Source organism: Candidatus Nanopelagicales bacterium, from assembly GCA_018003655.1.
In the GTDB taxonomy this organism is placed as follows: Bacteria; Actinomycetota; Actinomycetes; order S36-B12; family UBA10799; genus JAGNDY01.
Genome location: JAGNDY010000013.1, coordinates 20695 through 34149, shown reverse-complemented (window position 1 = coordinate 34149; position 13455 = coordinate 20695). Strand labels below are relative to the sequence as shown.

Genomic DNA, 13455 nt, shown 5'->3' with positions numbered 1-13455 from the left:
GAGGATCGCAAGGGGCACGACCGTCGGTACTCGGTCGATATCTCCAAGATCGCCAACGAGTTGGGGTACGAGCCGCAGGTGCCCTTCGCCGAGGGGCTCGCGACCACGGTCGACTGGTACCGACAGAACCGGGCTTGGTGGGAACCACTCAAGGCTGCTGCGGCTACTGCCCGATGAACGCGAGCGAGGCGCGCCGGTGGGTGGTTGTTGGTGCCAACGGCATGCTCGGCACCGAAGTGATGTCGCAGTTGGAACACCGCAACGTTCGAGGTCTGGACCTTCCTGACATCGACATCACCGACCCGGCCTCCGTCGAACACTCGCTTGCCGACGCTGATGTGGTCGTCAACTGCGCGGCTTATACCGCCGTTGATGACGCGGAGACCAACGAGGGCATCGCTTTCCTGGTCAACGCTGTCGGTCCGGCGAATCTGGCCCGCCAGTGTGCAAAGAGCGGTGCAAAGCTGATCCAAATCTCGACGGACTACGTCTTCGATGGTGCAGCCGACCAGCCGTACACCGAAGGTGCTGCCCCTTCGCCCAGGTCGGCGTATGGCCGCACCAAACTCGCCGGGGAGTGGGCGGTTCGAGCCGAACTCCCGCAGGCAAGCTACATCCTGCGTACGGCGTGGCTCTACGGCGCGGCCGGACCGAACTTCGCCGCCACCATGGCGCGGCTGGAGGGTGAGCGGGAGTCGGTCGCGGTGGTCGACGACCAATTCGGGCAGCCCACTTGGGCACGGGATCTGGCACAACGAATCGTCGAGACGGTCGACACCGAGGCGCCGTTCGGGATTTACCACGCCACCAACTCCGGTCGCACGTCCTGGTTCGGGTTCGCTCAACGGGTCTTTGAGCTTGTCGGAGCCCAGCCCCAGCGGGTTCAGCCGACTACCACCGAGGCCTTCCCGCGGCCAGCTCCCAGACCCGCCAACTCCGTGCTAAGCCATGACGGTTGGCGGCGGGCGGGCTTGGCACCGATGCGATCCTGGGATGACGCGCTCGCGGCTGCGTGGGCTGATGGATTGGTTGCTTACCAGCGTAAATAGGCCGTGATTTAGCCGTCGTTCACGATCTAGGGCGACTAGGCGCTCCGTATGCAGCAGGTAGCCTCTGTCCCATGCGAGGAATCATTCTGGCGGGCGGCTCCGGCACGCGGCTGCATCCAACTACCCAAGGTGTGAGCAAACAACTGCTACCCATCTACGACAAGCCGATGATCTACTATCCGTTGTCGCTGCTGATGATGGCCGGAATCCGCGAGGTGCTGGTGATCACCACGCCAGAAGATCGCGCGTCCTTCGAACGACTACTCGGCGACGGTTCGCGAATCGGCATAGCTATCAGCTATGCGGTCCAGCCGCGACCGGAGGGTTTGGCGCAGGCATTCATCATCGGCGAGGATTTTGTGGGCGACGAGTCAGTCTGCCTCGTACTTGGCGACAATATCTTCTTCGGTACGGGCCTTGGCGCTGCGCTCAAACGCAATAGGCACGTGGAAGGTGGCCAGATTTTCGCTTACCACGTCAGCGAGCCGTCCGACTACGGAGTCGTGGAGTTCGACGGCGAAGGTCGCGTCCTGTCCATCGAGGAGAAGCCAGTCAAGCCGCGAAGCAACTTCGCCGTGCCAGGGCTCTATTTCTATGACAACTCGGTGCTAGAGGTGGCCAAGGGGATCACTCCAAGCGCTCGCGGTGAGCTGGAGATCACGGCGATCAACGACTACTACCTATCCCGCGGCGAACTGCGTGTGTCGGTGTTGGACCGAGGTACTGCTTGGCTCGACACCGGCACCGTGGACTCGTTGATGGCCGCCGGTGAGTTCGTGCAAGTCGTGGAGCAACGGCAGGGTCTCAAGATCGGTTGCATTGAGGAGATTGCCTGGCGGGAAGGCTGGATCGACACCGAACACCTAGCAACAATCGCTGAGCCCCTGCGCAAGAGCGGGTACGGCAACTACCTACTCGGGTTGGTCGAGTCATCACCGTGACGCGGTAACGCCGTCGGATCGCCAGCCGAAAGGCTCACCGAGTCAGATACCTGCATGGGTACCTAAGTCCGGCCGGAACAAAGAAGTCCGGCCCAACCCGAATCGAGACGCCGGTCAAGCCCGGCTCGTTGCGGCACCGCATCGCCGCCTCACTGACTTGCGCGGGCCACGAATAGGACGTAGCAACCCTGACGTTTCCGATCGGAAACGCCGCTACCCAAAGCAAAAGGAGCCCCGCACCAGCAGCACCTAGCGCGACCTTGGTGACTGGTGTGTAGGTCACCGTCGCGGCGACAGTAACGACAAGCAGCGAGAAGAACACCAGCCCGAGGTTGACCCAGAACCTAAACGGGGCGGGATCTCGCAGCGCAGCTGTCAGTCCGAAGGACGTGAGCGCGCACAGGCCAATCAACAGACCGGCGGTGCGCAGTTCGGGTCGCGCTCTGTTGCGCCACAGCAACCAGAAGCACAAGACGAAGGCGATGCCGCTGGCGAGAAACCAAATATCACTTCGGGCAACGTTGGCAGTCCCAAACGTCACCGACCGCAAGAACCCATCGAAATAGGTCAGCCGTTGGCTCAATGGTGTTGTTTCCGGTGGTCCCACCTGCGGCGAGTTGGGTGAGGCTAGGTACACGATTACCTGAATGAGTACGCCGACGGTCAACGCGATGGGCGCGGCCAGGTAGTTGGCTCGGTCCTGTCCACGTTTCCGACCAGTGGCCCAACGAACTGCCACGATCGGTATCAATGCAATGGTTCCGGGTGCGGTCAGCGCCGCGAGGGCAGTTAATCCCGCTTCCGAACCCGCTCTGAGTCGGGTGGTCGCCTGGGAGTACGGGAGCAGAACCCACATCGCCGCGTAGCCGAGCACCCATTGCAGGTTCACCAGCACGCCGATCGTCTCGGCGCCTGCGTCGGGCAACAGTGCAATTGCCAGCCCGACGGCGGCACTAGCCCAGATGGGCAACCCAAGCCGTCGTGCACTTGCAGTCACGAATCCTGCCGCTACTGCAGTGACGAGGATCGCGAGCGTCACAATCACCGTCCCGGCGACGGCAGGCGGGAAGATCGCGACGACTGCGACAAGCACGCGGGGGATGACCGAGACGTAACGTGCGTACGACGAGAAAACGCAGCCGGCGGGGTCGTCACCCGTCGCGCAGGACAAGAACAGCCCGTCCTCGAACCAAATCTGCGAGCTCGGATCAGCCACTATGGCGATCCTGGCGACACTCAAAACGCCGACGGCGGTGGCAACCGCAAGGATCAGCCATCTACTGCGGTTGGTCGGCGGCTCGCGACGGCGTGGCCGACTGGCACCAGTCGCTGGTCCAGCTACATCGATACCGCTAGTCAACGCCCGGTCCTGTCGTGGGTCCGCGTCGCCGGACGGCCTCGACCTGCCGTCGAGTCTGTGCCCACCGCCATGCCGCGACGGTATCGGTGTGTCTACGGCTGGCGCCAGTCCGACGAGTGCAGGGGTGAGCGACCCTGGCACGATCTAAGGCATCCCAGCACGCTCACGTCGGAATTCTTGGAGCTATCGATGTCATCGGTTGTCCTGCACATCGGTACGAAGAAGACTGGAACTACTTTCCTGCAGAGCTTCCTGAGCCGCAACCAGGATGCCCTCGCGGATCAGGGTTGGCGGTGCCCGACTCTGGTGGGTAGACGCGGTCACCATGATCTGGCACTCGCGTTTGCGACCAACAAGAACTCGCCGTGGCACAAGCTGCATGGACAAGACTCGCCGGCGGCAACGGAACAGTTGATTAGTGAGTTGGGTGGGTTCCTCGGCCGTTCGGTTCAGCCGGATGACCGATGGGTGCTGAGCAGTGAGTTCATTGGCTCGCGAGTTTCGACCCCAGCTGATGTGGGGGCGCTTCTCGCATTGCTTCACGAGCACTTTGACGACGTGCGGGTTCTTGTCTACTTCCGCAGGCAGGACTTCATGGTGCCAAGCACGTACTCGCAATCGATCAAAGAGGGCAGTCGGGCGACGCTGGATTGGCAGTACGTCGATCGGCGGATCGCCGACTTCGACCACCTCGGTTTGTTCACAATGTGGTGTGACGCGGCAGGTGCCCAAAGCGTGGCAGCCAGGCCCTTTCTGGAGGGATACAAGGCGCAGCCAGAGGCCCTTCTTGCTGACTTCTTGGACGCCGCGGGTATCGCGACGGACCCGGCGTTCGTCTTACCAGGCCCAGCGGCGGTCAACCCGCAGCTCGCCGCCGAGGGGGTGGCGGCGTTGCGAGTGGTCAACGCCGTCTTACCCCGACGAGGCAGCGACGGTAAGCCGATGCGCCGTGCGTTGTCGCCCAGGATCGCGAGGGGAATCGCTGCGGTCAACGAGGGCCCGTCCATCGCATTGCCACGCGATCTCGCCCAACAAATCGATCATCACTTTGATCCGTCAAATCGCGCACTTATCAATGTGATGGGTATGAGTGACACGTGGAGCGAGTGGCTTGCACAAGATGCCAAGCCGACGACCGAACAGCCACGACCAACCGTCCCAAACGAGCGGTTGGCTCAGCTCCTTTTCGCAGCGTCGGCTGTGGAGGAGTTGTTTCCACCGGTGTTGCTCGCACGGTTGACCGCACGGATGAGTGTCATCACTGACTGGTCTGACCCTGCGGGCTACGCGTCCCTCGATCGAGCAGAGGGTAGTTAGGCGCGCTCCTGCCTCTCCCGAACCAGTCGAATCGCAGTTCTAGGGGGGCGCTGCTGGGTTGGCTGGCGCTACGGCCGGCCAAGTCCGTGGTACGTCCAACCCGCCGCACGCCACTTGTCAGCATCGAGGGCATTTCGGCCGTCCAGGATTCGCGGTGTTGCCACCGTGTCGCGCAGGGCAACCGGATCGAGGTGGGCGAACTCACTCCACTCCGTCAGCAACAGCACAAGGTCGGCCCCGCGGCAGGCGTCTTCAGCGGAGGAAGCGTAGGTCAATGTGGGAAACACTTTTGCGGCGTTGTCCATCGCCTTGGGGTCGTAGATCCGCACGTCGGCGCCCTGCAGGTGCAACTTGGCCGCGACGTCGAGGGCGGGGGAATCGCGGACATCGTCACTGTCGGGCTTGAACGCCGCGCCCAGGGCCGCGATCGCGACGCCGGACGCATCGCCGCCGACGAACTTCGTCGCGATCTCGATCGTGCGTCGTCGTTGCCGCAGGTTGATGTCATCAATCTCGCGCAGGAATAGCAGGGCGTCGTCGACACCCAACTCACCCGCTCGAGCCATGAATGCGCGGATGTCTTTGGGAAGGCAGCCACCGCCGAACCCCAGTCCCGCCCGCAGGAACTTGGAACCGATCCGTTCGTCGTAGCCGATTGCGTTGGCGAGTTGGGTGACGTCTGCCCCGGCCTTGTCACACACCTCCGCCATTGCATTGATGAAGGAGATCTTGGTGGCGAGGAACGAGTTGGCCGCGACCTTGACCAGTTCCGCAGTCGCCAGGTCGGTGCGCAAATAGGGGACACCGTTATTGATCTGATTGCGGTAGACCAGCCGAAGCAAATCATTCGACGCGTCGTTGTCCACGCCGACGACGAGGCGATCTGGATGGTTGGTGTCGGCGACCGCGAAGCCCTCTCGCAGAAACTCAGGATTCCAGGCGACATCAATCTGATCTCCGGCTGGCGCAAGCTTGTGAAACAGCGTCTTGAGCCGCGCTGCGGTACCGACTGGAACGGTCGACTTGCCGACGACCAACGCGGGTCGACGCATGTGAACCGCCAACGATTCCGCTGCGGCGTTGACGTGAGACACGTCAGCAGCATTCGAACCGGCCTGCTGTGGGGTGCCGACGCAGAGGAAGTGAACGTCGCCGAACTCCGCCGCCTCGGCGAAGTCAGTCGTGAACCGTAACCGTCCCGATGCCATTGCCTGACTGAGTGCCTCGTCGAGACCAGGTTCGTAGAAGGGCGCGTCGCCGGCTGTCAGGGCAGCGATCTTGTCTTCGTCGACATCGACGCCTAGGACGTCGTAGCCGAAGTTGGCCATGCATGCCGCGTGGACGGCGCCGAGATACCCGGTGCCGATCACGGTGAGAGCAGGCAACTGCTCGGAGGTGGTTTCTGACATGACCAACAGGCTACTTGCCCGCTGGTCATGCGACGCAGTGCGCAGAGGGCAACGCCAATTGGTGTCGCGATCGGTCTTCGTATACTTGGCCGCAGGATCTTGCCCGCGACTGGCGCGGGTCGCACTCGACGATGCGCAGAGGATGTAGCGGATGACCGCGAATTCGAATTTCGATGCCTACCAGTTGTCAGCGGAGCACCAACAACTGCAGGCTGCTGTTCGCCAGCTCGCGCTGGACAAGATCGCTCCCCGCGCTGCTGAGATCGATGACTCCGGGGAATTCCCGTGGGATGTCTACCACGCGTTGGCGAGCGCGGGTTTCCACGCGATCAGCATCCCGGAGGAGTACGGCGGCTCTGGCGGCGACGCGATTGCGGCGTGCATCGTCGTTGAGGAAGTTGCCCGCGTGTGTGGGTCGAGTTCATTGATCCCTGCCGTGAACAAGCTCGGCACCACCCCGCTGATCGTGGGTGGAGATGAGGCAATCAAGGCTCGCTACCTCCCGCTGGTAGCCAGCGGCGAGGCAATGTTCTCCTACGCGCTCAGTGAGCCCGAGGCAGGCAGCGATGCTGCCAGCATGCGTGCGCGGGCGGTATGGGATGGCGAGGCCTGGGTACTCAATGGCGTGAAACGCTGGATCACCAATGCCGGGATCTCCAAGTACTACACCGTGTTGGCCAGCACCGATCCGGACAAGGGCTCGCGTGGCATCTCTGCGTTTGTCGTCCACGATGACGACGAGGGCTTCACCCTGGGCGCACCGGAACGCAAACTGGGTATCAAGGGGTCGCCCACCCGCGAGCTGTACTTCGACAACGTGCGACTACCTGCCGACCGGATGATCGGAGATCCCGGAACCGGCTGGACAACCGCGATGAAAGCGCTCGACGTGACACGCGTCGGTATCGGTGCGCAAGCCGTCGGGCTGGCGCAGGGCGCGCTGGACATCGCCGTGGACTACGCGCAGACCCGTAGTCAGTTCGGCAAGCCGATCGTGGACTTCCAGGGTATCCAGTTCATGCTTGCTGACATGGCCATCCAGATTGAGGCTGCGCGGCAGTTGGTCTACCGCGCCGCAGCGGTTAGCGAGCGCGGCGAAGCGTCGGCAACCTACTTGGGAGCAGCCGCCAAATGCTTTGCCTCCGATGTTGCGATGAAGGTGACGACCGATGCTGTGCAGGTACTCGGCGGCTACGGATACGTCAAGGACTACCCGGCCGAACGCTTCATGCGCGACGCCAAGATCACCCAGATTTACGAGGGCACAAACCAAATCCAGCGGGTAGTCGTTGCGCGGGCTCTGCTGAAGGACGCCGGCAAGCGATAGCGTTGGCTCCTGCTCGGCTGGAGATCGATCGAACCGTATTCGTTGGTATGTGAGCACCGCACGCAAAAGGAGGCTCTTCGTGGCTGAAGCCGTGCTGCATATCGGCACCAAGAAGACCGGCACGACCTTTCTGCAGGAATTCCTGCGACAGAATCAGGTGGCGTTGGCGCAAGCAGGCTGGACGTATCCCGAATTCCTGCGTCGGCGCAATCATCACGACCTGGCGCTGCCGTTTGCCGATGACAAGACATCAGAGGTCCACCGGCTCCTTGGCTTCGATACTGAGGAAGGCTCGCAGGAACTCATCGCCAAACTCGACCGGGAACTGACAGCAGCCGTGCAGCCGGATCAGCGCTGGATTTTTTCCAGCGAGTTCCTGTCCTCGCGACTGCTCACCGCCGGGGAAGTCGCCTCGATGCTCGCCTTCCTGCGCAAGCACTTCACCGACATTCGTGCCGTGGTGTATTTCCGTCGACAGGAGTTCATGGTTCCCAGCACGTATTCCCAATCCATCAGGGAAGGCGGGATCAGGGACCTCAACTGGCGCTACGTGCAGGGCCGAATGCAGGATTTCGACCATTTGAACCTGTACCGGATCTGGAACGAGCAGCTTGGGCCTGGCAACTTAATCTCGCGCCCCTACCTGGAGGCCTACAAGAGCGCGCCCGACGCGGTATTGGCCGACTTCTTCGAGACGACCGGCATACCGGCGCGCGACGATTACGAGATGCCGGGCCGCGCATCCGCAAATCCCCAGCTCAGTCGCGAGGGGATCGCTGTCATGAAGAGTCTCAACGCCCGGTTCCCCGTCCGTAAGCGTGGCGAGCGACCCCTGCGCCCGCAACGTGCCGCGATTGCGCGCCGGGTCGCTGAGATCACCGCAGGTCCGAGTTTCGGGCTGTCAGCTGAACTGCTCAAAGCGATGAAGGCCTACTTCTCACCTCGGAATGCCACGCTGGTGACTGAGCTCGGTGGTGGTTCGGAGTGGACCGAGTGGATGGATCAACAGCCACCGCAGACTGCCGAAGCAGGCGAAGATGCCGTTTCGAACGCCCGCCTGGCAGAGGTGATGGCGCAGATTCCAAGCGAAGGGTCGGGGGTTTCGCCGTTGATGATGGCCAATCTCTTCTCTCGCCTGTCGTTGCCGGAGGGGATCGTCGATTGGGAGGATGCGGAGGGCCACGCGAACCTGGCTGCCGCACGGCCTCTGCCGAAAGCGCCTAGGACCTGGCGACAGTTGGCCAAGCGCGGCATGGCAAAGGCCCGCGCAAGGAAAGGCCCACGCTGATGCCATCAGATGAGCCCCGACTCAGAAACGTGGCAGTGGTCCTCGCTGGTGGCGTGGGCGCGCGAGTAGGGCTGAACATCCCCAAGCAGTTGATCAAAGTCGCCGGTAGGTCGATTGTCGAGCACACGATCGCCTTGCTTGAGGATTCGGACTTGATCGACGAGATCATCATCATGATGGCTCCGGGGTACCTGGACGAGATTCGCCAGATCGTGGGTTCCGGTGCATACCCCAAAGCGACGACCATTCTGGAAGGTGCGCAGACCCGCAACGGCACGACCGAGCGAGCGATTGCGGCTCTTGGTGATACCGAGTGCAACGTGCTCTTCCACGATGCCGTGCGGCCGCTTCTTTCCGAGCGCATCATCAGCGATCTTGTTGTCGCTCTCAAGACCTACGAGGCCGTCGACACCGCGATCCCGTCGGCAGACACGATCATTCAAGTCGATCCGGTGTCTCCCGGCGATGCATCAGCGGGGGAGTTGGAGACGATCACTGACGTGCTTCCGCGACACCTCTTGCGTCGGGGCCAGACACCGCAGGCGTTCCGGCTCTCGGTCATTCGCCGAGCGTATGAACAGGCGGCCGTCGACCCAGACTTTGTTGCGACTGACGACTGCACGGTGGTGTTGCGTTACCTGCCAGAGGTTCCGATCGCGGTGGTCCGCGGGGACGAGCAGAACATGAAGGTCACCGAGCCCATCGATGTGTTCATGGCCGACAAGTTGTTTCAACTGTCCAGCCACGATCGGCCGACACCTCGAACGCCGCAGGAGTATCGCGACGCGATGGCCGGCAAGACGTTGGTCGTTTTCGGTGGCTCATATGGGATTGGTTCCGACATCGCCGAACTTGCGAGAGGTTACGGCGCCAACGTCTTCTCGTTCTCTCGTTCATCGACGCAAACGCACGTCGAACGCCGGGAAGATCTTCAGCTCGCATGCGACACCGTGTTGGCGAAGACCGGTCGCGTCGACTACGTCGTCAACACCGCTGGCGTGCTGCCACGGGGAGAACTCTCGGATACCAGCGAGGAGACGATCTACCACTCAACGGAGGTCAACTACCTAGCGCCGGTCTTCATCGCTCAGCAGTTCTACCCTCACCTGGCGAAGACCGGCGGGTCATTGCTGTTGTTCACCTCAAGTTCCTACACCCGAGGTCGATCCGGGTACAGCTTGTACTCGTCGGCCAAGGCCGCCGTGGTCAACCTGACCCAGGCGCTCGCGGACGAATGGACCGAGGCCCGCGTGCGCGTGAACTGCATCAACCCGGAGCGAACGGGCACGCCGATGCGCACGAACGCGTTCGGCGCAGAACCCCCAGGCAGCCTGCTCGGAAGCGAGGTTGTCGCCGCTGCGTCCCTTGACGTCCTGCTGGCCGACCAGACTGGTCACACCATTGACGTACGCCGCATCGATCCGCTGACGCCAGCGGAATTGAGCCGGGATGCGGTTGACGCCAGCAACGAAGGCACCCGCTAGCGGTGCGCCTCAAGCGAGACCTGGTGGCTCTGCGGCAGCGGTTGCAGGAGCGTCGCGCCGCCGGGCAGGTAAAGCAAGCGGGTGGCTGGTCGGTCGCCGGATTGGAACCGGGTACTTTCCAGATCGCGGTGTATTTTGCCGATCCTCCGGCGCACCTCTACCAGTTGCGTCAATGGTTTGAGTCGCTGCGTTCCTTGGATCAGGAACACCGTGTTGTCGTCGTTGTTCGTCGCGCCAAGACCGCACTGGCGCTGCAAACTGACTGCCCGGTACCGGTGGTCTACGCCCCAAACCACCACGACATCGACCCACTGATGTCGACACAACCGCTACGCGTCGTCTTCTACGTGAACCACAACCTGCGCAACTTCGCCATGCTGTGGCATCCGGACGTCGCGCACGTTTACATCGGACACGGCGAATCGGACAAGATCGGAATTTCGGCATCGAACCAGTTAAAGGCCTATGACTACTGCTTTGTCTCCGGGCAGGCGGCGGTCGATCGAATCCGGAATCGGCTGATCAACTACGACGTCACAACCAGGGTCATCGAGGTGGGTCGCCCACAGGTCGCTGCGCTGGACGCTGCGGCGGCAGGATCTTCCGCCGCGCCGACCGTGCATCGGACTGTTCGACGAACGGATCGGACGGTGGTGCTCTACGCGCCGAGTTGGGAGGGCGACCGACCGGCCAACAACTATGGGTCGCTTGGTTCCCACGGGGTTGCCGTGGTTGCCGCGCTGCTCGCCGACCAGCGCTACCAGTTGGTATTCCGACCACACCCACTGACCGGCTCGAAGGACCCGAAGTTTTCAGCGGCGCAACAGACGGTCGAATCGATGATTCAGCGGGCGAACCAGCAGAACCCGAGCGCAGGTCACGTCTACGATCGGAGCAGCGACTTCGGCTGGCAACTTGGTGTTGCCGACGTCTGCGTCGCGGACATTTCCGCGGTTGCGTACGACTGGTTGGCAACGCGCAAGCCGCTGGTGGTCACCCAACCCGTAGGCGTCCATGTCAACGCCGACCCGAGGGGAATCGCCGGTAGGCTGACGCTGTTGTCCCAAGCCAATGCAGCACACGTCACCGACGCGTTAGCGGACGCACAAAGCGCCGAGTCGCTAGCGTTGATCGACTCCTTGGCCACGTACTACTTCGGTGCCCTTGATGGGCCGAGTGCGATGCAGCGCTGGCGCGAAGCGATCAGCCAAGTCATAGCCCAACGAGATCACGCCGTTGCTCGACGAGACGGCATAACGTCAGACTGAGTCGCCGTCGTCGGTTGCGCGCGGTCGCTGGCGCTCCTCGGCCCGATCGACTAGCGCGCTGACGGCGCTCGCGAATCTCTCCGTCGCCGGTGGCTGTGGTGGGCCGAGTAGCAGTTCATGTTGGGCAGCGCGGATCCGTCGCTGGCGGTCCGGTGCGGCTCCCGTGACGACGTCGATCACCTCGGAGATGTGGCTCCCGTCAGCGGAGATGACAGTGCCTGCCGAGGCTGACGGAAACTGATCGACGAACACGTCATCGGGCAACGAACTCGTGTTGAAGACAGCGAATGGCTTATCAGACGCCATGAAGTCGGACAGCACGCTGGATACGTCGGCAGCCATGAAGGAAGCGGCATTGAAGCAGTCGTAAAGCCCCACGTCGCCGTGCTCGACCACGACGTGGGTCCGTGGGTCGGTGCGCCGCCAGAAGTCCCGGCTGAATCGAGCGAGCAACTCGTCGCCTGCGATTGCGCTCAAGCCGTCCAGCTCGCGGCGTTGACTGGCGGGTAAGACCTGGCTGGGGGCCGCGGGCAGTTTGTTCGCTGCGTTCGCCTTGGCCAACATGGACACGATTCGTTGGTGGGCCGTCCGGGCGTTGGCAAGCCGGCGTCCGGTGAACGGGTGCGGCTTGTAGATCAGGCGAAGCGGCATCGGTGAGTCGAGGGCCGCCTGGACAAAATTGACGGCCTGTCCCAGCAAGGAGCTGTACTGCTGTTCCAGATTCCATCCTTCCCACGTGGGCGCGTAGAGAACTGTCGGTGGCTCACCGGGTTCCAGCTGGCCGGTGGCCGAGTCAATGGCGTCGAGCTGGGGGCGTCCGACGAAAACGAACTGGTCGTCACGAACACCGACGTTTGCGCGTCGATACCTGTCTGCGCCAGCTTCGCCGGCGAGCCAGATCTCGTCGTAGACCTTGGCGAACGGATTTGCCGAGGAGTTCTTGTCGCTGTCGCCATGGCCTATGAAAGCCGACATCAGACTCGGCTCTCGGACGAGGTGGATCACGTCGCCGGTGTTGGCGACGAACAACCCCGCTCGAAGAGTTGTCAGTTCCAGCGACAGGAAGTCCGCAGCCACGGGGACGCACACCACCGGGGTAGAGGTTGGCCCGAGCACAGCGAACTGCTTGTGCGAGCGCATCAGGATGATTGTTGGCTCCTGCACCCGCTCGAGGGCCGACAGCCACATGCTCGTTTGGTAGAGGTTGCTGGCATCCCCGGACCCGACGTACAACGCGACCTTGGGCGAAAGGTTGGCCAGGGTCCGGCGCGTGGCCGCGAGCACCGCACCGCGGTAGGGATCACCGATCCGCTTGGTCACGACCGCGGTCGCAAGCACGCTGAACGCGAGTAGTCCAACGGCGACAATTGCTACCAACCAGGCGACCAACAGTTGGCCGGTCAGCAGCGCACCGGCCAAGAACAGAACGAGTTCGGCGATGGCGAGTCCGATTCCCGAGGCTAGGTAAGTAGCAACACCGGCTGGTGGTTCGACGGCGACGCCGTCAAGGTTTCGGGTAAAAACGGTACGCCCCAGTCGCGCCTCAAGACGATCGGTGACGACGCGTGCTGGAACCATCAGCAGGGTCACCAATATCGCTGCACAGACGAACGGAATGACGACCGCTGAGTTAGTCCACACGGCGCTGCCGAGCGCTAGGAGCACGATCATCCGCAAAGCGGTCAGGGCCGGGGAGCCGAGGCCACCGAGTTCAAGGATTTGGTCGATCCGGTCCTGACCTGGTGATCTCTGCGCGCTCGCAATCGCGGAAGCAGTGAGAAGGATAAAGGTCACCAACCGCCAGCCGACGAACGCCATTGGTGCCGCGAGAGCAAGCAGGAGCACGGCGAGCAGCACAGGGCGCGGCAGTCGGTTGCCGATCTTCGTGAGGTTCATCTGGCCACGAGTATAGCCACCGCCAACCAGGCCCAAAATGATCAGCAGCGGCATCTTCAAAGAACCCAACCCGGCCACGACTGCCCCTCCCCACCCTCGTGCCGGTGCTACTCTGG

At 62.5% G+C, this 13455-nt stretch carries 10 protein-coding genes; 7 read left to right on the top strand and 3 right to left on the bottom strand.

Features of this window, described 5'->3' with window-relative positions; translation table 11 throughout:
* Nucleotides 1–173: 173 nt before the first annotated feature.
* Both rfbD and rfbA read left to right on the top strand, forming a co-directional pair.
* Complete coding sequence (gene rfbD / locus KAZ48_03850; protein ID MBP7971911.1) at nucleotides 174–1049, top strand: dTDP-4-dehydrorhamnose reductase; 876 nt, start codon at nucleotides 174–176, stop codon at nucleotides 1047–1049.
* A 71-nt stretch (nucleotides 1050–1120) separates the two neighbouring features.
* Nucleotides 1121–1990, top strand: coding sequence for a glucose-1-phosphate thymidylyltransferase RfbA (rfbA, locus tag KAZ48_03845; GenBank protein MBP7971910.1), 870 nt, complete (start codon nucleotides 1121–1123; stop codon nucleotides 1988–1990).
* A 34-nt stretch (nucleotides 1991–2024) separates the two neighbouring features.
* Here the strand turns inward: rfbA and KAZ48_03840 are convergent, their stop codons facing one another.
* Nucleotides 2025–3206, bottom strand: coding sequence for a hypothetical protein (locus KAZ48_03840; GenBank protein ID MBP7971909.1), 1182 nt, complete (start codon nucleotides 3204–3206; stop codon nucleotides 2025–2027).
* Between the two features lie 333 nt (nucleotides 3207–3539).
* Between KAZ48_03840 and KAZ48_03835 the strand changes: the two genes are divergently transcribed.
* Nucleotides 3540–4667, top strand: coding sequence for a hypothetical protein (locus tag KAZ48_03835; GenBank protein ID MBP7971908.1), 1128 nt, complete (start codon nucleotides 3540–3542; stop codon nucleotides 4665–4667).
* 68 nt (nucleotides 4668–4735) lie between these two features.
* Here the strand turns inward: KAZ48_03835 and KAZ48_03830 are convergent, their stop codons facing one another.
* Complete coding sequence (locus KAZ48_03830) at nucleotides 4736–6076, bottom strand: UDP-glucose/GDP-mannose dehydrogenase family protein (GenBank protein ID MBP7971907.1); 1341 nt, start codon at nucleotides 6074–6076, stop codon at nucleotides 4736–4738.
* A gap of 151 nt (nucleotides 6077–6227) precedes the next feature.
* Here KAZ48_03830 and KAZ48_03825 point away from each other — a divergent pair, with 151 nt between their 5' ends.
* From KAZ48_03825 to KAZ48_03810, 4 genes are all read left to right on the top strand, one after another.
* Nucleotides 6228–7403 (top strand): acyl-CoA dehydrogenase family protein, encoded by a 1176-nt coding sequence (locus KAZ48_03825; GenBank protein MBP7971906.1) that lies wholly within the window; start codon nucleotides 6228–6230, stop codon nucleotides 7401–7403.
* A 79-nt stretch (nucleotides 7404–7482) separates the two neighbouring features.
* Entirely contained in the window at nucleotides 7483–8691 is a 1209-nt protein-coding gene (locus KAZ48_03820) for a hypothetical protein (GenBank protein ID MBP7971905.1), read from the top strand.
* On the top strand, nucleotides 8691–10175 hold the full coding sequence (locus KAZ48_03815; GenBank protein MBP7971904.1) for a bifunctional cytidylyltransferase/SDR family oxidoreductase: 1485 nt from the start codon (nucleotides 8691–8693) through the stop codon (nucleotides 10173–10175). Before KAZ48_03820 ends, KAZ48_03815 begins: the two co-directional genes overlap by 1 nt.
* A gap of 23 nt (nucleotides 10176–10198) precedes the next feature.
* Nucleotides 10199–11443: a CDP-glycerol glycerophosphotransferase family protein gene (locus tag KAZ48_03810; protein ID MBP7971903.1), complete on the top strand. Its 1245-nt coding sequence runs from the start codon at nucleotides 10199–10201 to the stop codon at nucleotides 11441–11443.
* On the opposite strand, the gene KAZ48_03805 is transcribed toward KAZ48_03810, so the two are convergent.
* Nucleotides 11435–13393 carry a hypothetical protein gene (locus KAZ48_03805; protein ID MBP7971902.1) on the bottom strand — a complete coding sequence of 653 codons (1959 nt, stop codon included), beginning with the start codon at nucleotides 13391–13393 and terminating at the stop codon, nucleotides 11435–11437. The genes KAZ48_03810 and KAZ48_03805 overlap by 9 nt on opposite strands.
* Nucleotides 13394–13455 lie beyond the last annotated feature (62 nt).

Bases quoted from the DNA above. Each gene is read 5' to 3' on its own strand.
- KAZ48_03835 (MBP7971908.1), top strand. From the start codon at position 3,540: ATGTCATCGGTTGTCCTGCACATCGGTACGAAGAAGACTGGAACTACT.
- KAZ48_03815 (MBP7971904.1), top strand. From the start codon at position 8,691: ATGCCATCAGATGAGCCCCGACTCAGAAACGTGGCAGTGGTCCTCGCT.
- rfbA (MBP7971910.1), top strand. From the start codon at position 1,121: ATGCGAGGAATCATTCTGGCGGGCGGCTCCGGCACGCGGCTGCATCCA.
- KAZ48_03805 (MBP7971902.1), bottom strand. From the start codon at position 13,393: ATGCCGCTGCTGATCATTTTGGGCCTGGTTGGCGGTGGCTATACTCGT.
- KAZ48_03825 (MBP7971906.1), top strand. From the start codon at position 6,228: ATGACCGCGAATTCGAATTTCGATGCCTACCAGTTGTCAGCGGAGCAC.
- rfbD (MBP7971911.1), top strand. From the start codon at position 174: ATGAACGCGAGCGAGGCGCGCCGGTGGGTGGTTGTTGGTGCCAACGGC.
- KAZ48_03830 (MBP7971907.1), bottom strand. From the start codon at position 6,076: ATGTCAGAAACCACCTCCGAGCAGTTGCCTGCTCTCACCGTGATCGGC.